Raw genomic sequence first — 20,207 nt, forward strand, 5'->3', positions numbered from 1 at the left:
GTCGCTCCTTCGCTCACCTGCCTCTCCAAAGAATCCTTTCTCAGCCTAAACTCAACCCCAAAATCGCCATATGCGATTCCCCTGCCCTCGAGGGGGAGATGTCCGGCAGGACAGAGGGGGTGTGAACGATCGCTGCGTAGCAGCTTTCACAGCTCCTTTCGTCGATCCGGCAACGCCATCTCCAGGGCCGCCACTCCGCTGACAACGGCCGCTCGCTGTTCCGTGCTCAGCCTCGCAAGCAATTCCAGCTCGAACGCTTTAGCCAGCGGCACCATCTCGCGATAGGCGACAAGGCCAGCTCGGGTCAGCGTCAGATGCTCGACCCGCCTGTCTTTTCCATCCGGTGTGCGAGTGAGCCAGCGGCGCCGTTCGAGCTCGGCGACGGCTCGCGAAACCTTGGTCTTGTGCATGGCCGACTGCTCGCCGAGTTCCGTCGCGGTCATGGTGCCGTGCTGGCCGAGCCCGGCCAGCGTGCGCCATTCGGGTCGGGTCAGGCCGTGACGGTCCTTGTATATCCTGGAGAATTCCCGGCTGACGGCATCGGCGAGACGGTAGAGCCGGTAGGGCAGGAAGCTTTCGAGTTCCAGGACGTCCATGATTTTGTATCCCGGCAGACGCCGCGGTTGATAGTTACATTTTCAATGGTTACAGATGAAACCAGTTTGGTCAATGCTTGAGTGCCGCAGCCATCGGAGGCGAGGAGCGCGCTCTGTCAGTATCCAGGGAGGATGCCATGGCCTATTCCTACATGCCGGGTTTCGGCAACGACTTCGAGACCGAGACTTTGCCGGGCTCGCTGCCGCAAGGACGCAACTCGCCGCAGCGGCCGGCCTACGGCCTCTACGCCGAGCAGCTTTCGGGCTCTCCTTTCACTGCGCCGCGCGGCACCAATGAGCGCTCCTGGCTTTATCGGATAAGGCCGAGCGTCAGGCATACCGGTCGCTTCAAAGCGGCGAATTATCCGCTGTGGAAAAGCGCGCCGAACGTCGGCGACCACCAGCTCGCTCTCGGCCAGTATCGCTGGAGCCCCGTGCCGATGCCGAAAGAGCCGACAGACTTCATCGCCGGCATGCGCTCGATCACCACCGCCGGCGACGTGCTCGGCCAGACCGGCATGGCGGCACATGTCTATGTCGCCAACCGTTCGATGGCCGACGACCATTTCTTCAACGCCGACGGCGAGTTGCTGGTCGTGCCCCAGGTTGGAGCCTTGCGCTTGATCACCGAGATGGGCGTCATCGAACTCACGCCAGGCGAGATCGCCGTGCTACCGCGTGGCCTGGTGTTCAAGGTCGAACTGTTGGATGCCGAAGTGCGCGGCTATGTCTGCGAGAATTACGGCGCCAAGCTGACGCTGCCGGATCGCGGCCCGATCGGCGCCAATTGCCTGGCCAATCCGCGCGATTTCAAGACGCCCTGCGCCTGGTTCGAGGATAAGGACACGCCCTGTCGGCTGATCGTGAAATGGTGTGGCCAGTTCCATGTCACCGAGATCGATCATTCACCGCTCGATGTGGTGGCGTGGCACGGCAACTATTCACCCTACAAATATGATCTTGCGACGTTTTCCCCCGTCGGCGCGATCCTGTTCGATCATCCCGACCCATCGATCTTCACCGTGCTGACCGCGCCGAGCGGCGAGGAAGGCACTGCCAATATCGATTTCGTCATCTTTCCGCCGCGCTGGCTGGTTGCCGAAAATACGTTCCGCCCGCCGTGGTATCACCGCAACATCATGAGCGAGTTCATGGGCCTGATCCATGGTCAGTACGATGCCAAGGAAGAGGGCTTTGTGCCCGGCGGCATCAGCCTGCACAACATGATGCTGGCCCACGGACCCGATGCGCCTGGCTTCGAAAAGGCCTCGCGCGCGGAGCTGAAACCGGTCAAGCTCGCCAACACCATGGCCTTCATGTTCGAGACACGCTTCCCGCAGATGGTGACCCGCTATGGCGCCGAGCTCGAAACCCGGCAGGACAATTATATCGACTGCTGGGCCGATCTGAAGAAACGCTTCAACGGCACGCCCGAGGGCGACTGGTCTTGAGCGCCGTCGCATGATGGATCGTCTGGTGCTTCTTGGCTCGAAGGGTGGTCCGGCGCTCCGGCCGGGCGGACCGTGGCCGAGTTCATCGCTGCTGGAGATTGGCGGCCGCACCCTCGTCGTCGATTGCGGGCTGGGCGTAACGCGCGGGCTGACCGATGCCGGCGTCAGTCTGAAGGCGCTTGACCTGATCTTCATCACGCATTTGCATTCAGACCATGTGCTGGAACTCGGACCGTTGATCCACACCGCATGGACGGCCGGCCTGGGGACAAAGGTCACCGTATTCGGCCCGCCCGGCATCGGCTACTACTGGCAGCGCTTTTGCCAGGCGATGGAGTTCGACATCGAGATCCGCATCGCCGACGAAGGGCGGCCGGATCTCCGCGACCTGGTCTCGATTGTCGAGTTTGGTGAAGGGCAGGTGGCGGAAGAGCGCGGTCTCAAAATATCGGCCTTGCGTGTCGACCACCCGCCGGTGACGGACTGCTTTGCGCTGCGCTTCGAGCAAGCCGGGCAAAGCATCGTCTTCTCGTCCGATACGGCGTTCTTTCCGCCATTGTCGGATTTCGCCGAAGGCGCCGACGTCCTGGTCCACGAGGCCATGCTGGAAGAGGGCATCGAGCGGTTGGTCGCGAAGACCGGCAACGGTGCAAGACTGAGGGAACACCTGCTTGCCAGCCACAGCTTTGCCGAGGAAGCGGGCCGCATCGCCAGCGATGCAGGCGTCAAAAGACTGGTCCTCAACCATCTCATTCCCGCCGACGATCCCGAGATCGGCGAGGCCGACTGGATTGCCGCCGTCAGGAAAACATGGGCCGGCGACTTGACGATCGCCCGCGACGGCCTTGTTGTGGGGCTGGAGCATGATCTCGAAAAGTGGAAACCGGTTTTCGGAAGAGATCATGCCTAGAACAAAAAATCAAAGCAGCACCAAAGCTGCGCCAGGAGAGGAAACCGCATGAAGCTTGCCACCTTGAAGGACGGGACGCGCGACGGAAAACTCGTCGTCGTCTCGCGCGACCTGACGCGGTTTACCGATGCGTCGTTCCTGGTGCGGACGCTGCAGGCCGCGCTCGATGACTGGCGTCGGATCGCGCCGCATCTCACCGCCATGGCCGAATCGCTGGAGAACAATGCGGTGCCGTCGGCTCGCTTTCACGAGCACGACGCCCATTCGCCGCTGCCGCGCGCCTACCAATGGGCCGACGGCTCGGCCTATGTGAACCATGTCGAGCTGGTGCGGAAGGCGCGCGGCGCCGAGATGCCGGCAAGCTTCTGGACCGATCCGCTGATCTACCAGGGCGGCTCGGACGCCTTCCTCGCACCGCGCGACCCAATCCGCATGATCGACGAGACCCTTGGCATCGACCTGGAAGGCGAGGTCGCCGTCATTGTCGATGACGTGCCGATGGGCGCTGGCCTCGACGAGGCGCGGGCAGCGATCCGGCTGGTCATGCTGGTCAACGACGTGACGCTGCGCGGCCTGACCGGACCCGAGCTTGCCAAGGGGTTCGGCTTCTTCCAGTCGAAACCGTCATCAGCCTTTTCGCCGGTTGCGGTGACGCCGGACGAACTGGGCGATGCCTGGGACGGCGGCAAGGTCAGCCTGCCGCTGCTGGTCGATCTCAACGGCAAACCGTTCGGCCGGGCGAACGCCGGCATCGACATGACCTTCGACTTTCCGGCGCTGATTGCCCATGCCGCAAAAACGCGGCCGCTGGCCGCCGGCACCATCGTCGGTTCGGGCACCGTCTCCAACAAGCTCGATGGCGGGCCGGGCAAGCCTGTCTCGGCGGGCGGCGCCGGCTATTCCTGTATCGCCGAGTTGCGTATGATCGAGACCATCGAAGCCGGCGAACCGAAGACGCCGTTTCTGCGCTTTGGCGATACCGTGCGCATCGAGATGAAGGACAGGGGCGGGCATTCGATCTTCGGCGCCATCGAGCAGAAGGTCGAGAAATACGAGGGGGCAAGAGAATGACAGGCGAGACATTCTATCTCCTGTGCGGTGTCTGGGCCCTTGTCATGCTGGCGATCTTCATCCAGGCGATCCGGCTGAGCTATCGCATCGAGGCGCGCTCGCCCGGCCTGACCAACCGCAGCGGCTTTCCGCGCAAGGCGATGATGTTTCACACCGTCACCAACACGAACGTCGCGCGTGACCAGGAAACACAAGGCATGCGGCGGCGCATGATCGGGCTGCTGCTGATTGTTCTCGCTGGATTCCTGCTAATGGGGGCAGGCTTGTCGTTGGTCCGGTCAGCTGCGTGAAGTCATGGACCTGCTGAACCATTTCCGCCGCATGGCGCGCAACAATCTCTGGTCGAACGACCGGCTTTATGGCGCCGTACTGCAGCTTAAGCCTGGTGAATTCGAAGCCGAGCGAACCAGCTTCTTCCCGTCGATCAAGGCAACGCTGAACCACATTCTGGCGGTCGATCACCTCTATCTCGATTTTCTCGAAGAGGGCGGCGTCGGCGCCGCGGCCTATGATGAGTTCTTGCGCTTCGACGAAGCGGACGCGCTCTTTGGCAAGCGGGCGGAGGCCGACCGGCGGCTGATCGCTTTTTGCGACCGCCTGTCGGCGGACGATCTCGAACGCCGCGTCGTCACTGATCGGCGCGAGGACGGCATGATACCGGAGCGGATCGGCGATTTGCTCGCCCATCTCTTCATCCACGACATCCATCATCGCGGCCAGGTGCACGCGATGCTGTCTGGCACCTCGGTGAAACCGCCACAACTCGACGAGTTCTTCCTCGATTACGATGTTAAGTTGAGGAAAGCCGAAGTCGAGCGGCTGGGACTGCGAGACCAACTGCTTGGCTAATTATGCCAAAGCCACATCGTAACTGGCGAAATGCGGGTCGGATGTAAGGATGGTGAGATTCTCCATTTGCGCCTGCGCAATCAGAAGTCTGTCGAACGGATCACCATGGTGGTGGGGTAGGCTGCCGACGGCGTTTGCGTGCTGGAAGGTTACGGCGAGCGGCTGAAATTGCATCCTTGGAAGCAGCGTTGGCAGGTCGTCCGGCGCATCGAGTTTTCTGATCGAGCGTTTGATGGCAATTTCCCAGACGCTAGCCGCGCTCGCGAACACCACCGCTTCCGAAGCCAGAATAGCGCGGTGGTGCTCGCTGAGACGCCGATCGTCCGAAATCGACCAGAGGATGATGTGTGTGTCGGCGAGAAACGGGCCGACCGTCATTTCACGTACTCATCCCACTCGGGACCGAGTTCATCAAAATCGTCCGCAATCCAGATCTTGCCCTTCAATGCGCCGATACGCGGCAGGGATTCGGCCACTGCCGGAGGTACGATACGCGCCGCCACCTTGCCGTGGCGTGTGAGCACGATCTCCTCGCCGGCTTCCGCACGGCTGACGAGTTCCGACAATTTGGCCTTGGCTTCGGCAATGGAAACATTCATGACTCGATCCTTTATGACCAGAATTTAGGTCATAACTGATCAAACCACAAGGCACCTCGGCCGAACTGGCTACGCTGCCTTGCCGCCCACCTTAAGCACGCCGCGCTTGATCTGGTCCTGCTCGATGGATTCGAACAGAGCGCGGAAATTGCCCTCGCCAAAACCTTCGTCGCCCTTCCTCTGGATGAACTCGAAGAAGATCGGCCCGATCACAGTCTTTGAAAAAATCTGCAGCAGGATCTTGGTCGTGCCGCCGTCGACGACGCCTTCGCCGTCGATCAGGATGCCGTGCCTTTTCATGCGCTCGATCGGCTCTTCATGGCCGTTCACGCGGGCATAAGACATGTCGTAATAGGTCTCGGGCGGGCCCGGCATGAACTTCAGGCCGTTGGCGGCCAGCCTGTCGGTGGCGCCGTAAATGTCGTCGGTGCCGACGGCGATGTGCTGGATGCCCTCGCCATTGTACTTCTTCAGATATTCGGCGATCTGGCTGGTCTCGTCCTTGGACTCGTTGAGCGGGATGCGGATCTTGCCGCAGGGCGAGGTGATGGCGCGGCTGACCAGGCCGGTGATCTTGCCGTCGATGTCGAAGAAATGGATCTGCTTGAAGCCGAACAGGTCGCGGTAGAAATCCCACCATTTGTCCATCTGGCCGCGATAGACATTGTGGGTCAGGTGGTCGAGATAATAGAAGCCGACGCCTTCCGGCCTGGGATCGCGCTCGCCCAGCCAGTCGAACTCGGCGTCGTAAGCCGAGCCCTTCTCGCCATAGGTTTCGATGAAATAGAGCAGCGATCCGCCGATACCGACGATTGCCGGCACGTCGAGCGACTTGCCGGCGCCTTCATAGGGCGTCGCGCCCTTGGCAACGGCATGATCGAACGCATGCTTGGCATCGACCACACGCCAAGCCATCGAGGCGGCGCAAGGGCCGTGCTTGTCGACGAATTTCATTGCATGCGAGCCGGGCTCGGCATTGACGACATAATTGATGTCGCCCTGCCGCCAGACGGTGATGTCCTTGCTGCGGTGCTTGGCCACGGGCACGTAGCCCATGCGGGTGAAAAGCTCGGCGAGCTTTTCCGGCTCGGCATGCGCGAATTCGACGAATTCGAAGCCGTCGGTGCCGGCGGGATTGGTTTTGCTGATCTTGGCGGGCGGTGCGTCGTGCGGGAAGGGACCCATGGCATTGCTCCGAAATCTGGCCCGAAATCTGGCATTAGCCGCGTCGGCCATATCTGAGCGCAATCATAGCGCGGAGCGAGTGCAAATTGCTTGCATTCAAACGCTTGAAATGGTCTTATCATGCGCGAGTTGTGCACTGCGGAGCGGATATTCATGGATGACGCGCGCATCGACCAGTTTGACCGCAAGATAATGGCTCTGCTGCAGGGCGATGCACGGCTGACCAACAACGATTTGTCGGAACGGGTGAACCTGTCCGCGTCGCAATGCTCGCGCCGTCGCCAGCGGCTGGAGGAAGACGGTTATATCAAGGGCTACCGGGCGGTGCTCGACCGCGACAAGCTCGGCTTTTCCCTGGTCAACGTCATTTCGGTGACGCTCGCCACCCACAACCGCGACAATGCGCGGCGTTTCGGCGAACTAGTGGCGCGGCTGCCGCAAGTGCAGGAAGCGCACGCGCTGACCGGCGAGATGGACTATATATTGAAAGTGGTGACGCCGGACCTGAAGTCGCTGTCGGAATTCGTCAACAGCGTGCTTCTCCCGCATGAATCGGTGCAGCATGTGAAGACGGCGATCGTGCTGGAGACACTGAAGGAAACCGGTGCTCTGCCGATTTGAGTTCAAGCCATGACCACCTTTCAGATCGCTGGTTTCATCATTTTTATAGGCGGGATGGTTCCTTACGCCATAGCCTAATCCACATCGCGCATAATCCGGAGGCCTTGGACCTGAGCTTTCGGATCAATCCCTGGCCTTCATGGCCCTATGGCTGGGTCGAACTCACTCACCCGAAGGCGCGCTGGTGGTGCGGTGTCGGCTTTCCGATATGTCTTGCGGGCTTCATCGTACTTTTGGTCGCTACGATTGCGCTCGTCGATCTTGCGCTATACGTCGCTTTGCTCGTCGCATTCTTCTGGCTGCGGCGGGTCACAGCCAGACGGCGGCGTCACTAACGATCGGAACGCCTCTCACCCTTTCGATTGCTGGATCAGCCCATAGAGATTGGTGCAGCGGGCGCCGGACCGGCAATAGGCGAACACCGGGCCTTCGAGTTCGTCGAGCGCCTCAGCCTGGTCCTCGACATTCTCGGCCGTGATCTGGCCGCTGATGACGGGGATGTAGCGGAAGGCGAGCCCGGCGCCCTCGACCGCCGCCTTGACGGTGTCGGCCGATGGCTGGCCGGCCTGCTCGTCGTCCGGCCGGTTGCAGATCACGCTCTTGAAGCCGGCGGCCTTGATGGTCGCGACATCCTCGGGCTGGATCTGGCCCGAGACCGAATAGTCCTCGCTGATCTGACGGTATTCCATGGCTGGGGTCCTCGCAATCTGGTTAGCGGCAGTCTTGCCACTCCCTGACCCGGTCGGCAATCCGCGCGAAAAGAAATCCATCCGCCCAGATAGAGATTTCGATGCCGGAAATCCAGCCGGGCTAACGCCGCATGTCGCCAGGACGCATCATGCGCCAGCCCGGCTGGATGAACCGGATCGGTCGGTTCAGCTGCCGAGGATCGCGCCTTTGATCTGGGCGATGTTGTTGTGCATCAGGTCGATATAGGTCGAGGCCGGGCCGTCGGGCTGTGAGAGCGCATCGGAATAGAGCGTGCCGCCCACCTTGATGCCGGTCTCGCTGGCGATCTGCTCGATCAGCCGCGGATTGGTGATGTTCTCGACGAAGATCGCCGCCGCCTTGTCCTGTTTCACCTGGCTGACCAGCTTGGCGACGTCGGCGGCGGAGGGCTCCGACTCGGTCGACACGCCTTCCGGGGCCAGGAACGTCAAGCCGTAGGCCTGCTCGAAATAGCCGAAGGCATCATGCGAGGTGATGACGACGCGCTTCTCTTGCGGGATCGACTGGATCGCTGCCTGTACCTCGCCCTCGAGCGCATCGAGCTTTTGCGTATAGGCGGCTGCATTGGCCTTGTAGCTGTCGCAACCCGCAGCGTCGGCCGTGCAGAAGGCGTCGGCGATGTTCTTCACATAGATCTTGGCATTGGCGATCGACTGGAAGGCGTGCGGATCGGTTGCCGTCTCACCATCGGCGTGGGCGTCGGCCTCGGCGAATTCGGGCTTGAAATTGATCGGCGTGACGCCCTTGGTCAGCACGGCGACGGTCGCCTTGGTTGCGCTGGCGTCGACCAGGCGCTGCAGAAAACCTTCGAAATGCAGGCCGTTGACCAGCACGATGTCGGCCTTGGCCATCGCCACCGCATCGGCTGGGCTCGGCTCGTAGACATGCGCATCCCCGTTCGGCCCGACGATGGTGGTCAGATCGATCCGGTCGCCGCCGACATTCTTGGCGAAGTCTCCGATGATGGTGAAACTGGCGACCACTTTCAACGGCTCCGCGAAAGCCGAAGATGCGCCAAAGGCGGTTAATGTTATAACGCTCACGGCCAAAGCGGCGCGGATCGATTTCAGCATGGACAAGTCTCCTTCGTTGGGATCAGGCAGTTCTGTGGCGGTGATGGATGATGCGGGCGCGCAGGATGCCGCGCGTCCCGAACAGGATCGAGGCGAAATAGACGACGCCGGCGGACAGGATGATGGCCGGGCCGGAGGGCAGCGACGCATGATAGGACAACAGCAGCCCGGCAATGCAAGAGGCAAAGCCGATCACTGTCGCCAGCACGCACATCGGCTCGACGCGCGAGGTCCAGAAGCGGGCCGCCGCTGCCGGCAGCATCATCAGCCCGACCGACAGCAAGGTGCCGAGCGCCTGGAAGCCGCCGACGAGGTTGAGCACGACGAGGCCGAGAAAGATGAAATGCACCGGGCTGCCCATCCGGCTGACCGAGCGCAGGAACAAGGGGTCGAGGCATTCGGCGACCAGCGCTCGCCAGAAGATGGCGAGGCTGACCAGCGTCACCACGACGATGCCGCCGATCAGCGTCAGCGCCTCGTTGTTCAGCGCCAGCACGGTGCCGAAAAGCACATGCATGAGATCGACGCTGGAGCCGCGGATCGACACCATAAGCACGCCGATCGCCAGCGAAATCAGATAGAAGGCCGCCATCGAGGCGTCCTCGCGCTGGATGGTGAAGCGCGAGACGGCGCCGGCGCCGAGCGCCACGATGATGCCGGCGATCAGTCCGCCGATGGTCATCGGCAGGATCTCCAGGCCATAAAACAGGAAGCCGGCGGCAGCACCCGGCAGGATGGCATGGGCCATGGCGTCGCCGGACAGGCTCATGCGCCGCAGCATCAGGAACACGCCGACCGGGCAGGCGCCGAGCGACAGCATCATCGAACCGGCGAGCGCCCGCTGCATGAAGGCGTAGTCGGCAAACGGGGCGACGAAAAGACCGTAAAGCACGTCCATCATGCCGCCCTCGGCCCGGAGCCGTGATGATGGTCATGGCTATGCTCGTGGCTGCTGTGATCGTGCACACTGTGATCATGCTCGCCAGGCTCGCACCATGGCGCGTTGTCCTCCCAGGCTTCGTGGAAGCGGCGCGCGCGCAACAAATTCTCCGGCCGCAGCGTCTCTCTGGTCTCGCCCCAGGCGACCGGCTGGCGCGCCAGGAGCAGTGTTTCGGGGAAATTCTGCCGCACTAGGTCGAGATCGTGGACGACCACCATGATCGTACGCTCCTCGCCATGCCAGCGCTTGATCAGTGCGATCAGGTCGCCGACGGTCTTCGTGTCGACGGCATTGAACGGCTCATCGAGCAGGATGAGCTCGGCATCCTGCAACAGCACGCGGGCAAACAGCGTGCGCTGCAGCTGGCCGCCCGACAACGTGTCGATCGGCCGCTTCTCGAAACCGCCGAGGCCGACGGCCATCAGCGCCTTGCTGACCGAGTCGCGATCTTCCCTTGTATAGCGGCCGAGCATGCCACGCCGCGGCCACAGGCCAAGCGAAACCAGGTCGACGACCCGGGCCGGAAAGGAGCGGTCGAGCTCGGACTGCTGCGGCAGGTAGGCGGCGCGCACGCCCGGCGCCCGGATCACCGCACCGGCCATCGGCTTCAGGACGCCAACGATGCCCTTCATCAGCGTCGACTTGCCGGAGCCGTTGGCGCCGACGACCGCCGTCAACGATCCCTTGCGGATCGTGCCGTCGAGGTGGTGGATCGCAGGATGGCTGTTATAGCCCAGCGTCAGGTCGCGGAAGGTTAGGCAGGTTTGGCTCATGTGACGATCCATGGGGCGACGATCGGTGCTGCAGGGGCGGATTCGATATGTGATGTTATTACATTAGTCAACAAGCCAATCGGGCGGAATTGCGGCCGGGCCGTCATGTTGTGTGCTTTGGCTTGGCTCAAGAAGTTCCGCCCGAGCGGCCTTGCCCCCGGCGAACCTGGCCCCTAAACAGGCGCAACTGGCAAGAGAAGAAGGAATATCCAATGAGCATTCGTCGCATCGATGTGGGCCCGCGCATGAGCCAGATCGTCATCCACGGCAACACCGTCTATCTGGCCGGTCAGGTCGGCAAGCCGGGCGGAAACGTCGGTGCCCAGACAAGGGACATTCTGGCGGCGATCGACGAATTGCTGGCCAAGGCCGGCACCGACAAGACCAAGATCCTGCAGGCGATCATCTGGCTGGCCGACATGAGCACCTTTGCCGAGATGAACGCGGAGTGGGACAAATGGGTACCACAGGGCAACACGCCGGCCCGCGCCACCGGCGAGGCCAAACTTGCCGGACCGGAATATCTGGTCGAGATCATTGTTACCGCGGCGATTTGAGGCGCTCCGTAGGTTCCCCCTCATCCGGCCGCTTCGCGGCCACCTTCTCCCCAAGGGGAGAAGAGACTGGCGCTGGCACCAGCGATCTCCTCTCCCCTCGGGGCAATCCGGGTGAGGGGGTCTGACCCTCAAATGCTCACCCCTGCGACGGCGTGAACCGCGCCACCAGCGTGTGGTTCTCTGCCGCGTAGGTGAACCGGACGTGGGTGACGGGGTGCTCGGCGCTCCATGTCCGTCGCTCGATCACCAGGCATGCCGCGCCGGTCGCGATGTCGAGCGCCGCCGCGATAGGCCTTTCCGCGGCAACCGCGCGGATGCGATGCTCGGCGGCGCTCCATGGCACACGCCCGATCAGCCACGGACCGGGCGCCGTGTCGAGAAACGCCTCTTCGGCGGCCTCCGGCACGGCGGCCAGGTTAATCAGCCGCTGCTCGTGGGCAAACGGCCGGTTGCCGGCGAAATGCCGGCACTCCAGCACCAGCACCGGCCCGGCGACGTCGAGTTCCAGCAGGGCGCGGTCGTCGGCGCCGCTGCGCCTTCTGTTTCGCGCCATGCGCTCATAGCGGTAGGGCAGGCCAAGCGCCTCGACCTCGATCCGGATGTCGTGGATTTCCAGGACCGCCGCCTGCGATTGCGGCCGGCGGACAAAACTGCCCGAACGGCGCCGGCGCTCGATCAGCCCGGCCTTGGCCAGTTGCGACAGCGCCTTGTTCACCGTCATGCGCGAACATTTGTACTCGGCCGTCAGTTCATGCTCGAACGGAATGCGGTGGCCCGGCGCCCAGGCGCCCGACAGGATCCGCTCGCTGATGTCCGACAGGATGCGCTGGTGCAGCGAAAGCGCCTCGCCGCCGTCCGCGCTTCCAGAATCCGCGCCTATTGTCTCGATCATGCTCATGTCGAAAGCGCCGTCATCACCTTGCGGAAGCGCTCGGCAATGGCATCGCGCCTGGCATGCCTGCCGTCGCTGACCAGTTTCCTGCCATGCACCCAGACGCAATCGACCTTGGTGCCGTTGGCAAAAATCCAGGCGTCGAGGATCGCATCACCTGCCTTGCCGGCCAGCGATGGCTGCTTGCCGTCGAGCGAGACGAAATCGGCCGAGGAACCAGCGGTGATCCGCGAGGCGCCGGCGCCCAGCGCGGAACTGCCACCCTCGAGCGCCGCATCGAACAACGCGCGACCGGTCGATCCGCCGGCCACCGCCAGCACGTTGCGGGCGCGGTGGGCGAGGCGCTGCGAATATTCGAGCTGGCGCAACTCGTCGGGCAGGCCGATCAGCACGTTGGAATCCGAGCCGATGCCGAAGCGGCCGCCATGCTGCATAAAAAGGGGCGCGGCAAAGGTGCCGTCGCCGAGATTGGCCTCGGTGATCGGGCAAAGGCCGGCAACGGCGCCGCTTTTCGCCATATCGGTCGTCTCGGTGTCGGTCATGTGGGTGGCGTGGATGAGGCACCAGCGCTGGTCGACCTTGGCATTGGCAAGCAGCCATTCGACCGGCCGCGCCCCGGACCAGGCAAGGCAGTCCTCGACCTCCTTCATCTGCTCGGCGATGTGGATGTGGATCGGCCCCTCCGGCGCCATCGCCGTGATGTTTTCCAGTTCCTCGGGTGCCACGGCACGCAGGCTGTGTGGGGCCACGCCGACGACAGCCTGAGTCGACGCGCGAAGGGATTCGCGGCTTTTCTCAACAAGCCGCGAGAACTGGTTCACATCGTTGATGAATCGCCGCTGGCCTTCATTTGGCGCAGCGCGGTTGAAAGAGGAATGCGCGTAGAAGACGGGCAGCAAAGTCAGCCCGATGCCTGTCTCGGACGCTGCGGCAACGATGCGCTCCGCAATCTCGGCGATATTGGCATAGGGCCGCCCGTCGCGGTCGTGGTGTAAATAGTGAAACTCGCCGACGCGCGAGAACCCGGCCTCCAGCATCTCGACATAGAGTTGCGCCGCGACCGCCTCGACCTGGTCCGGCGTCATCGACAGCGCGAAACGATACATCACCTCGCGCCAGCTCCAGAAACTGTCGGCGGAAGGGCCGCGCAATTCGGCAAGGCCGGCCATGCCGCGCTGGAAGGCATGGCTGTGCAGGTTCGGCATGCCGGACAAAAGGATAGAATGGCGCTCGTCGCCAGGCAGAGGCGAGGTATCCGCCTCGACCGTTGCGATCTTGCCGTCGGAGACTACGATCCGCACATCGCTGCGCCAGCCGTCGGGCAGAAGTGCCTGTTCCGCAAAAATCGCCGTCACGTCTTTCTCCAAATCCCGGTTGGCCATGTGATGATAGCGCTTGCAGTGCCTTTTGATATGTATATACATAATAACTCCCGATTGAAACGGAAAAGATGATGGCTGGAGAGAGCAAAAACCGGGCACGGGAGCTTCGCCTTTGGCGCAATGCGCGCCTCGCGACCATGGCTGATAGCAGCGCCGGGTTAGGCGTCGTCGAGCACGGTGCAATCGCCGTGCGCAACGGCCGGATCGTCTATGCCGGGTCGGAAGCCGACATGCCGGCAGCACTCCGCGAGGGCGCCGAGGCGACGGACTGCGAAGGCCGCTGGATCACGCCTGGCTTGATCGACTGCCACACCCATCTGGTCCATGCCGGCAACCGTGCCAATGAATTCGAGATGCGGCTGGCCGGCGCCACCTATGAGGAGGTCGCCAAGGCCGGCGGCGGCATCGTTTCCTCGGTCAAGGCACTGCGCGCCGCGAGCGAGGACGAGCTGGTCGCCCAGTCGCTGCCACGCCTCGACGCGCTGATCGCCGAAGGCGTCACCACCGTCGAGATCAAATCCGGCTACGGTCTCGACCTCGAAAACGAGAAGAAGTCGCTGCGCGCCGCGCGACGGCTGGGCGGTGAGCGGCCGGTGACGGTCAGAACCACTCTCCTCGGCGCTCATGCGCTGCCGCCCGAAGCAAAAGGCGACAAGGACGCCTTTATCGATCTTGTCGCCAACGAGATTTTGCCGGCCGTCGCTGCCGAGGGCCTGGCCGATGCCGTCGACGGCTTTTGCGAAGGCATCGCCTTTTGGCCGGAGCAGATTTCTCGCGTGTTCGATGCGGCCAAGGCGGCGGGCCTGCCGGTCAAGCTTCATGCGGACCAGCTGTCCAATCTGCACGGCGCGGAACTTGCGGCACGCTATGGTGCGCTATCGGCCGATCACCTCGAATATACCGACGAGGCGGGCGCGGCGGCGATGGCGAAGGCAGGAACCGTGGCGACCATCCTGCCCGGCGCCTACTACTTCATCCGCGAGACCAAGAAGCCGCCGATCGCCCTGTTTCGCCAGCATGGCGTCAGGATGGCCGTTGCCACCGATAACAATCCCGGCACCTCGCCGCTGACCTCGCTGCTGCTGACCATGAACATGGCGGCGACATTGTTCGGCCTGACCGTCGATGAATGCCTTGCCGGCGTCACGCGCGAGGCTGCCCGCGCGCTCGGGTTGCTTGGACAGACCGGTACGCTGGAGGTCGGAAAATCCGCCGATCTGGCGATCTGGGACGTCGAACGCCCGGCCGAACTCGTCTACCGCATGGGCTTCAACCCGCTGCATGCCCGCATCTGGAGGGGACAATGACCGAACTCAAGCTCAGGCCAGGCAATGCCAAGCTGGCCGATTGGCGCGCCATCTATCGCGGCGCCGCACTGAGGCTCGACGATGCCTGCCGGCCGAAGATCAAGGCCAGCGCCGAGGCCGTCGCCAGGATCGTTGCCAAGGGCGAGCCGGTCTACGGCATCAACACCGGCTTCGGCAAGCTGGCCAGCGTGCGCATCCCCGCCGCCGACCTCGAGACGCTGCAGCGAAACATCGTGCTGTCGCATGCCGCCGGCGTCGGCGAGCCGATGCCGCTGGCAATTTGCCGGCTGATGATGGCGCTGAAGCTGGCCAGCCTGGCCCAGGGCGCCTCCGGCGTGCGGCCGCGGACGATCGAGCTGCTCGAGGCGATGCTGGCCAACGACGTTATCCCCGTGGTGCCGGCGCAAGGCTCGGTCGGCGCTTCCGGCGACCTCGCGCCGCTGTCGCACATGACCGCGGTGATGATCGGTGTCGGCGAATGCTTTACCCCGCATGGCCGCTTCCCGGCCAAGGTCGCCTTTGTCTCGCACGGCCTGGAGCCGGTGATATTGGGCGCCAAGGAAGGCCTTGCGCTGCTCAACGGTACGCAGTTTTCGACCGCCTATGCGCTGGCGGCTTTGTTCGAGGCGGAAGTGCTCTATCAGTCAGCGCTGGTCGCCGGCGCGTTGTCGACCGATGCCGCCAAGGGCTCCGACGCGCCGTTCGATCCACGCATCCATCTGCTCAGGAAACATCGCGGCCAGATCGAGACGGCCGAGGCGTTGCGTAATTTGATGGCCGGCAGCGCCATCCGTGAATCGCACCGCGTCGGCGACGAGCGCGTGCAGGACCCATACTGCCTGCGCTGCCAGCCGCAGGTGATGGGCGCAGCACTCAGCGTGCTGCGTCAGGCCGCCGATACGCTCGGCACCGAGGCCAATGGCGTCACCGACAATCCGCTGATCTTTGCCGAGGACGACACAGCGCTTTCTGGCGGAAATTTCCACGCCGAGCCGGTGGCCTTCGCCGCCGACATGATCGCGCTCGCCGTCTGCGAGATCGGCTCGCTGTCGGAACGGCGCATCGCCATGCTGGTCGACCCGGCGCTGTCGGGCATGCCGGCCTTTCTGACGCCCAAGCCGGGTCTGAATTCCGGTTTCATGATCCCGCAAGTGACAGCCGCGGCGCTCGTCTCGGAAAACAAACAAAAGGCGTATCCGGCCAGCGTCGATTCGATCCCGACCTCGGCCAACCAGGAAGACCACGTCTCGATGGCGGCACATGGCGCGCGCCGGCTCATCGGCATGGTCGAGAATGCGACGGCCGTCATCGGCATCGAATTGCTGGCCGCGGCGCAAGGCTGCGATTTCCATGCCCCGCTGGCCTCGAGCGCGGCACTGGAGGCGGTGCGCCGGCTGGTCAGGGCAGAGGTGCCGCATCTCGACAACGACCGGCACTTCCATCCCGACATGGAGAAGGCCATCGCCATGGTACGCAGCGGCGCGGCGGTGGAAGCGGCAAGCGCGGTAAAGCTGCCGGGAGTGACGTCGTGAGACTGTACGCCGCCACAGGTCGGACGTTGGCGAAACCCTCGACGCCAGCTGATCTCCCCCCAAGTGGGGGAGATGTCCGGCAGGACAGAGGGCGGCGCTGTCCCGCCAACCTCAGCCCGGCAATACCGAAATTTTCAAAGTCAAAAACAAAAAACCCGCCTCAAGGGCGGGTCGTCGGTGACAATCATCACCATACCCATATTAGTAGCATAGCTGCCGGCACAAAGCAAGAACAAAATACGACACGGCCGGCAAAAAGCGAGGTCGGTGTTCACGGACAATTGCAAGGTCGCGTTCTGCCGCGCCCCCCTCTGCCCTGCCGGGCATCTCCCCCACGAGTGGGGAGATTGGCCGTTACACTGGCTTTCGCCAATCTCCAACGTTGCAGGACTGAGCGAGGCGCCGCAGCTGCCAATCTCCCCCCTTGTGGGGGAGATGCCCGGCAGGGCAGAGGGGGGCGCCGTAGAGCTCCAACGCGCGGAGACTTCTCATGACTTGGCTCACCGTCACCCGAGGCACGGCACCCCTGCTGGTTTCGATCCCGCATACCGGCATCGATCTGGCCGGCCTCGACAACCGACTTATCTCGCTCTGGCTCGGCCGCCGTGACGCCGACTGGTGGATCGACAAGCTCTATGACTTCGCAGAAGACCTCGGCGCGACCATCGTGCATACGGCGATCTCGCGCACCGTCATCGACGTCAACCGCGATCCGTCTGGCGTTTCGCTCTATCCCGGCCAGACGACGACTGGGCTCTGCCCGACCGAGACCTTCGACGGCGATCCGCTCTACCGCGAAGGCGAGGAGCCGGGGCCGTCTGAGATCAACGAACGCCGCGAAAAATTCTTCGTGCCCTATCATGCCGCGTTGCAGGCCGAGATCGACAGGCTGCGCGCTTTGCACGGGAAGATCGTCGTCTATGACTGCCACTCGATCCGTTCGGTGCTGCCGCGCCTGTTCGAAGGCAAATTGCCGGTCTTCAATCTCGGCACCAATGACGGCAAGAGCGCCGATCTGGCGGTGCAGGAGAAAGTCACGCAGATTGTCGCCGAAACCGGCGAGAGCTTCGTCGTCAACGGCCGCTTCAAGGGCGGCTGGATCACGCGTCATTTCGGCCAGCCGCAAGCCGGCGTCCACGCGCTGCAGATGGAGCTCTCCAACCGTGGCTATCTGCGCGAGCCCGAAGGCAAGGGCGAACCGGATAACTGGCCGGTGCCTTACGACGCCGAATTCGCAGCGCCGATCCGCGTCACGCTGAGAAAGATCCTGGAAACGGCGATCGCCTGGGCTGAACGCTGACGCACGGCGCACCTCACTCGAAAGGGACAATCATGACCGATCCTCGCCACAATATCCGTGAAGTGCGCAGCCCGCGCGGCAGCGAGCTCAACGCCCGCACCTGGCTGACGGAAGCGCCGTTGCGCATGCTGATGAACAATCTCGATCCGGACGTCGCCGAAAATCCCAACGAACTGGTCGTCTATGGCGGCATCGGCCGGGCGGCGCGCACCTGGAACGATTTCGACCGCATCGTTGCCTCGCTGAAGACGCTTGGCGACGACGAGACGCTGCTGGTGCAATCCGGCAAGCCGGTCGGCGTGTTCCGCACCCATCCTGATGCGCCGCGCGTGCTGATCGCCAATTCGAATCTCGTGCCGCACTGGGCGACATGGGAGAAGTTCAACGAGCTCGATAAAAAGGGCCTGATGATGTACGGCCAGATGACGGCCGGCTCATGGATCTACATCGGCACGCAAGGCATCGTGCAGGGCACCTACGAGACCTTCGTCGAGGCAGGCCGTCAGCACTATGGCGGCAATCTCAAAGGCAAATGGATCCTGACCGGCGGCCTCGGCGGCATGGGCGGTGCCCAGCCGCTCGCCGCGGTCATGGCCGGCGCCTGCTGCCTGGCGGTCGAATGCGATCCCGACCGCATCGATTTCCGGCTGCGCACCCGCTATGTCGATGAGCGCGCCGACACCCTCGACGAGGCGCTGGAGAAGATCGAGCGCTGGACCAAAGCCGGTGAGGCGAAATCGGTCGGCCTGGTCGGCAACACCGCCGACATCGTGCCGGAACTGGTGCGGCGCGGCGTACGCCCCGACATCGTCACCGACCAGACCTCGGCGCATGACCCGCTCAACGGCTATCTGCCCAAGGGCTGGTCGCTGGCCGAATGGCGCGAGAAGCGCACCAGCGACCCGAAGGCGGTCGAAAAGGCTGCCCGCGCGTCGATGCGCGAGCATGTCGAGGCGATGGTGGCGTTCTGGAACGCCGGCGTGCCGACGCTCGACTACGGCAACAACATCCGCCAGGTGGCGAAGGAGGAGGGGTTTGAGAATGCCTTTGCCTTCCCGGGTTTCGTGCCGGCTTATATCCGTCCGCTGTTTTGCCGCGGCATCGGCCCGTTCCGCTGGGCAGCACTTTCCGGCGATCCCGAGGATATCTACAGAACCGACGCCAAGGTGCGCGAGCTGACTCCTGGTAACACCCATCTGCACAACTGGCTCGACATGGCGCGTGAGCGCATCGCCTTCCAAGGGTTGCCGGCCCGCATCTGCTGGGTTGGCCTTGGCGACCGCCACCGGCTCGGCCTCGCCTTCAACGAGATGGTCGCCAGCGGCGAACTGAAGGCACCGGTGGTCATCGGCCGCGACCACCTCGATTCCGGCTCGGTCGCCTCGCCGAACCGCGAGACGGAGGCGATGAAGGACGGCTCCGATGCCGTCTCCGACTGGCCGCTGCTCAACGCCTTGCTCAACACCGCGTCCGGTGCCACCTGGGTGTCGCTGCACCATGGCGGCGGCGTCGGCATGGGCTTTTCGCAGCATGCCGGCATGGTTATCGTCGCCGACGGCACGCGTGAGGCGGCCAAGCGCCTTGAGCGGGTTCTGTGGAACGATCCGGCGACGGGCGTCATGCGTCACGCCGACGCCGGCTACGACATCGCGATCGAGTGCGCCAGGGAGAACCAGCTCAACCTGCCCGGCATATTGGGCTGAGCCGCGCCTTGCGCATCCTTCGGGCCTCGGAATACCGGTCGATGCCGTGGAAGAACGGCGGCGGCGTGACGACGGAGATTGCCGTCTCGCCGGCAGGTGCTGGGCTCGACGATTTCGACTGGCGCGTCTCGATGGCGCTGGTCGAGGGCGGCGGCCCGTTTTCCGGCTTTCCCGGCGTCGACCGGACTTTGGCCTTGCTGGAAGGCGAGGGCATGGTCCTCGATATCGCCGGCCGGCCGCCGGTCGAAATCACCAAGGCTTCCGCACCGCTTGCCTTTCCGGCCGACGTGCCAACGCAAGCGACGCTGATCGCCGGTCCGATCACCGACCTCAACGTCATGACCCGCCGGACCCGGGCGATCCACCAGGTCGAGCGCCTGTTGATTTCGGCTCCGACGAAAATCCGGTTTGGAGCCGATGAAACACTCATCCTGTCCCTCGACGGCGAGCTTAGGGTGGCCGGCGCCGCGCCCGTGCAACTGGGGCCGCTCGATGCGCTGTTGCTCGGGCCGCAAGCGCCGGAACTGCGCCTTGATCCCGTCCGGCCGGCGATGCTGTTCGTGATCCGCATCGATCGCATTGCCGGCAACGATTAACGCCTGTTTCCAAACATGATCGAGACGCCGGTCAAATATTGCGTAAGCTGGTCCCTGCATCACGAAAAAGCCTGAATCTTCCGCCGATCAGAAGCCGAAACGATGCTCGGAGGCGCTCGCCTGGAAGTTGTCGAAAGACGA

Annotated in this window: 22 protein-coding genes; 12 read left to right on the top strand and 10 right to left on the bottom strand. The window is 63.4% G+C overall.

Annotation, left to right across the window (positions count from 1 at the left end):
* Positions 1-146: 146 nt before the first annotated feature.
* A complete protein-coding gene (locus NKI22_RS16985; RefSeq protein WP_023717189.1) occupies positions 147-596 on the bottom strand; it encodes a MarR family winged helix-turn-helix transcriptional regulator in 450 nt (149 codons plus the stop codon).
* Positions 597-733: 137 nt separating this feature from the next.
* On the opposite strand from NKI22_RS16985, the gene hmgA reads away from it, so the two are divergent.
* From hmgA to NKI22_RS17010, 5 genes are read left to right on the top strand one after another with little or no spacing between them, the layout of a single operon-like run.
* Entirely contained in the window at positions 734-2,047 is a 1,314-nt protein-coding gene (gene hmgA / locus NKI22_RS16990) for a homogentisate 1,2-dioxygenase (RefSeq protein ID WP_352640013.1), read from the top strand.
* A gap of 10 nt (positions 2,048-2,057) precedes the next feature.
* Entirely contained in the window at positions 2,058-2,957 is a 900-nt protein-coding gene (locus tag NKI22_RS16995) for an MBL fold metallo-hydrolase (RefSeq protein WP_352481276.1), read from the top strand.
* A gap of 48 nt (positions 2,958-3,005) precedes the next feature.
* Positions 3,006-4,028, top strand: coding sequence for a fumarylacetoacetate hydrolase family protein (locus NKI22_RS17000; RefSeq protein WP_023717191.1), 1,023 nt, complete (start codon positions 3,006-3,008; stop codon positions 4,026-4,028).
* Positions 4,025-4,318: a hypothetical protein gene (locus NKI22_RS17005; protein WP_023717192.1), complete on the top strand. Its 294-nt coding sequence runs from the start codon at positions 4,025-4,027 to the stop codon at positions 4,316-4,318. Before NKI22_RS17000 ends, NKI22_RS17005 begins: the two co-directional genes overlap by 4 nt.
* A gap of 4 nt (positions 4,319-4,322) precedes the next feature.
* Positions 4,323-4,877 (top strand): DinB family protein, encoded by a 555-nt coding sequence (locus tag NKI22_RS17010; protein WP_023717193.1) that lies wholly within the window; start codon positions 4,323-4,325, stop codon positions 4,875-4,877.
* Here the strand turns inward: NKI22_RS17010 and NKI22_RS17015 are convergent, their stop codons facing one another.
* The 3 genes from NKI22_RS17015 to hppD all read right to left on the bottom strand — a co-directional run bounded on the left by NKI22_RS17015 (position 4,878) and on the right by hppD (position 6,661).
* Positions 4,878-5,255 carry a type II toxin-antitoxin system VapC family toxin gene (locus tag NKI22_RS17015; RefSeq protein ID WP_023717194.1) on the bottom strand — a complete coding sequence of 126 codons (378 nt, stop codon included), beginning with the start codon at positions 5,253-5,255 and terminating at the stop codon, positions 4,878-4,880. It abuts the gene before it with no gap.
* A complete protein-coding gene (locus NKI22_RS17020) occupies positions 5,252-5,476 on the bottom strand; it encodes a type II toxin-antitoxin system Phd/YefM family antitoxin (protein WP_023717195.1) in 225 nt (74 codons plus the stop codon). Before NKI22_RS17020 ends, NKI22_RS17015 begins: the two co-directional genes overlap by 4 nt.
* A 69-nt stretch (positions 5,477-5,545) precedes the next feature.
* A complete protein-coding gene (gene hppD, locus NKI22_RS17025; protein ID WP_352851947.1) occupies positions 5,546-6,661 on the bottom strand; it encodes a 4-hydroxyphenylpyruvate dioxygenase in 1,116 nt (371 codons plus the stop codon).
* A 153-nt stretch (positions 6,662-6,814) separates the two neighbouring features.
* Here hppD and NKI22_RS17030 point away from each other — a divergent pair, with 153 nt between their 5' ends.
* Positions 6,815-7,282, top strand: a complete 468-nt coding sequence (locus NKI22_RS17030; protein WP_352816030.1) for an Lrp/AsnC family transcriptional regulator — start codon at positions 6,815-6,817, stop codon at positions 7,280-7,282.
* 350 nt (positions 7,283-7,632) lie between these two features.
* On the opposite strand, the gene NKI22_RS17035 is transcribed toward NKI22_RS17030, so the two are convergent.
* The 4 genes from NKI22_RS17035 to aztA form a co-directional block, all read right to left on the bottom strand.
* On the bottom strand, positions 7,633-7,971 hold the full coding sequence (locus NKI22_RS17035) for a protein tyrosine phosphatase family protein (protein ID WP_352816029.1): 339 nt from the start codon (positions 7,969-7,971) through the stop codon (positions 7,633-7,635).
* A gap of 186 nt (positions 7,972-8,157) precedes the next feature.
* Positions 8,158-9,084 carry a zinc ABC transporter substrate-binding protein AztC gene (aztC, locus tag NKI22_RS17040; protein WP_023717198.1) on the bottom strand — a complete coding sequence of 309 codons (927 nt, stop codon included), beginning with the start codon at positions 9,082-9,084 and terminating at the stop codon, positions 8,158-8,160.
* Between the two features lie 22 nt (positions 9,085-9,106).
* Entirely contained in the window at positions 9,107-9,982 is an 876-nt protein-coding gene (aztB, locus tag NKI22_RS17045; protein ID WP_352481316.1) for a zinc ABC transporter permease AztB, read from the bottom strand.
* A complete protein-coding gene (aztA, locus tag NKI22_RS17050) occupies positions 9,982-10,797 on the bottom strand; it encodes a zinc ABC transporter ATP-binding protein AztA (RefSeq protein WP_352816027.1) in 816 nt (271 codons plus the stop codon). Before aztA ends, aztB begins: the two co-directional genes overlap by 1 nt.
* Positions 10,798-11,009: 212 nt before the next feature.
* Between aztA and NKI22_RS17055 the strand changes: the two genes are divergently transcribed.
* The gene (locus tag NKI22_RS17055; protein WP_023674415.1) at positions 11,010-11,354 is read left to right on the top strand and encodes a RidA family protein; all 345 of its coding nucleotides are present in this window, start codon (positions 11,010-11,012) and stop codon (positions 11,352-11,354) included.
* A 136-nt stretch (positions 11,355-11,490) separates the two neighbouring features.
* On the opposite strand, the gene hutC is transcribed toward NKI22_RS17055, so the two are convergent.
* Entirely contained in the window at positions 11,491-12,252 is a 762-nt protein-coding gene (hutC, locus tag NKI22_RS17060) for a histidine utilization transcriptional repressor HutC (protein WP_352816025.1), read from the bottom strand.
* On the bottom strand, positions 12,249-13,601 hold the full coding sequence (locus tag NKI22_RS17065) for a formimidoylglutamate deiminase (protein ID WP_352816038.1): 1,353 nt from the start codon (positions 13,599-13,601) through the stop codon (positions 12,249-12,251). The genes hutC and NKI22_RS17065 overlap by 4 nt, the downstream gene beginning before the upstream one ends.
* 98 nt (positions 13,602-13,699) lie before the next feature.
* On the opposite strand from NKI22_RS17065, the gene hutI reads away from it, so the two are divergent.
* From hutI to NKI22_RS17090, 5 genes are all read left to right on the top strand, one after another.
* Entirely contained in the window at positions 13,700-14,935 is a 1,236-nt protein-coding gene (gene hutI, locus NKI22_RS17070; protein WP_352495269.1) for an imidazolonepropionase, read from the top strand.
* Positions 14,932-16,467, top strand: a complete 1,536-nt coding sequence (gene hutH, locus NKI22_RS17075) for a histidine ammonia-lyase (RefSeq protein ID WP_352495270.1) — start codon at positions 14,932-14,934, stop codon at positions 16,465-16,467. The genes hutI and hutH overlap by 4 nt, the downstream gene beginning before the upstream one ends.
* Positions 16,468-16,957: 490 nt before the next feature.
* Positions 16,958-17,767 carry an N-formylglutamate deformylase gene (gene hutG / locus NKI22_RS17080; RefSeq protein ID WP_352816023.1) on the top strand — a complete coding sequence of 270 codons (810 nt, stop codon included), beginning with the start codon at positions 16,958-16,960 and terminating at the stop codon, positions 17,765-17,767.
* 32 nt (positions 17,768-17,799) lie between these two features.
* The gene (hutU, locus tag NKI22_RS17085; RefSeq protein ID WP_352816021.1) at positions 17,800-19,470 is read left to right on the top strand and encodes a urocanate hydratase; all 1,671 of its coding nucleotides are present in this window, start codon (positions 17,800-17,802) and stop codon (positions 19,468-19,470) included.
* Between the two features lie 8 nt (positions 19,471-19,478).
* A complete protein-coding gene (locus NKI22_RS17090; RefSeq protein WP_352791654.1) occupies positions 19,479-20,066 on the top strand; it encodes a HutD/Ves family protein in 588 nt (195 codons plus the stop codon).
* Positions 20,067-20,207 lie beyond the last annotated feature (141 nt).

The sequence above is a fragment of the Mesorhizobium sp. M0778 genome (assembly GCF_040320105.1).
Classification (GTDB): Bacteria; Pseudomonadota; Alphaproteobacteria; order Rhizobiales; family Rhizobiaceae; genus Mesorhizobium.

What these genes read in the sequence shown, in the direction of transcription:
- NKI22_RS17035 (WP_352816029.1), bottom strand. Translation starts at nt 7,971, where the DNA reads ATGGAATACCGTCAGATCAGCGAGGACTATTCGGTCTCGGGCCAGATC.
- hutC (WP_352816025.1), bottom strand. Translation starts at nt 12,252, where the DNA reads ATGAGCATGATCGAGACAATAGGCGCGGATTCTGGAAGCGCGGACGGC.
- aztA (WP_352816027.1), bottom strand. Translation starts at nt 10,797, where the DNA reads ATGAGCCAAACCTGCCTAACCTTCCGCGACCTGACGCTGGGCTATAAC.
- NKI22_RS17005 (WP_023717192.1), top strand. Translation starts at nt 4,025, where the DNA reads ATGACAGGCGAGACATTCTATCTCCTGTGCGGTGTCTGGGCCCTTGTC.
- hutG (WP_352816023.1), top strand. Translation starts at nt 16,958, where the DNA reads ATGACTTGGCTCACCGTCACCCGAGGCACGGCACCCCTGCTGGTTTCG.
- hutU (WP_352816021.1), top strand. Translation starts at nt 17,800, where the DNA reads ATGACCGATCCTCGCCACAATATCCGTGAAGTGCGCAGCCCGCGCGGC.
- NKI22_RS17030 (WP_352816030.1), top strand. Translation starts at nt 6,815, where the DNA reads ATGGATGACGCGCGCATCGACCAGTTTGACCGCAAGATAATGGCTCTG.
- hmgA (WP_352640013.1), top strand. Translation starts at nt 734, where the DNA reads ATGGCCTATTCCTACATGCCGGGTTTCGGCAACGACTTCGAGACCGAG.
- NKI22_RS17020 (WP_023717195.1), bottom strand. Translation starts at nt 5,476, where the DNA reads ATGAATGTTTCCATTGCCGAAGCCAAGGCCAAATTGTCGGAACTCGTC.
- hutI (WP_352495269.1), top strand. Translation starts at nt 13,700, where the DNA reads ATGGCTGGAGAGAGCAAAAACCGGGCACGGGAGCTTCGCCTTTGGCGC.
- hutH (WP_352495270.1), top strand. Translation starts at nt 14,932, where the DNA reads ATGACCGAACTCAAGCTCAGGCCAGGCAATGCCAAGCTGGCCGATTGG.
- NKI22_RS16995 (WP_352481276.1), top strand. Translation starts at nt 2,058, where the DNA reads ATGATGGATCGTCTGGTGCTTCTTGGCTCGAAGGGTGGTCCGGCGCTC.
- NKI22_RS17010 (WP_023717193.1), top strand. Translation starts at nt 4,323, where the DNA reads ATGGACCTGCTGAACCATTTCCGCCGCATGGCGCGCAACAATCTCTGG.
- aztC (WP_023717198.1), bottom strand. Translation starts at nt 9,084, where the DNA reads ATGCTGAAATCGATCCGCGCCGCTTTGGCCGTGAGCGTTATAACATTA.
- NKI22_RS17000 (WP_023717191.1), top strand. Translation starts at nt 3,006, where the DNA reads ATGAAGCTTGCCACCTTGAAGGACGGGACGCGCGACGGAAAACTCGTC.
- hppD (WP_352851947.1), bottom strand. Translation starts at nt 6,661, where the DNA reads ATGGGTCCCTTCCCGCACGACGCACCGCCCGCCAAGATCAGCAAAACC.
- NKI22_RS17015 (WP_023717194.1), bottom strand. Translation starts at nt 5,255, where the DNA reads ATGACGGTCGGCCCGTTTCTCGCCGACACACACATCATCCTCTGGTCG.
- NKI22_RS16985 (WP_023717189.1), bottom strand. Translation starts at nt 596, where the DNA reads ATGGACGTCCTGGAACTCGAAAGCTTCCTGCCCTACCGGCTCTACCGT.
- NKI22_RS17055 (WP_023674415.1), top strand. Translation starts at nt 11,010, where the DNA reads ATGAGCATTCGTCGCATCGATGTGGGCCCGCGCATGAGCCAGATCGTC.
- aztB (WP_352481316.1), bottom strand. Translation starts at nt 9,982, where the DNA reads ATGGACGTGCTTTACGGTCTTTTCGTCGCCCCGTTTGCCGACTACGCC.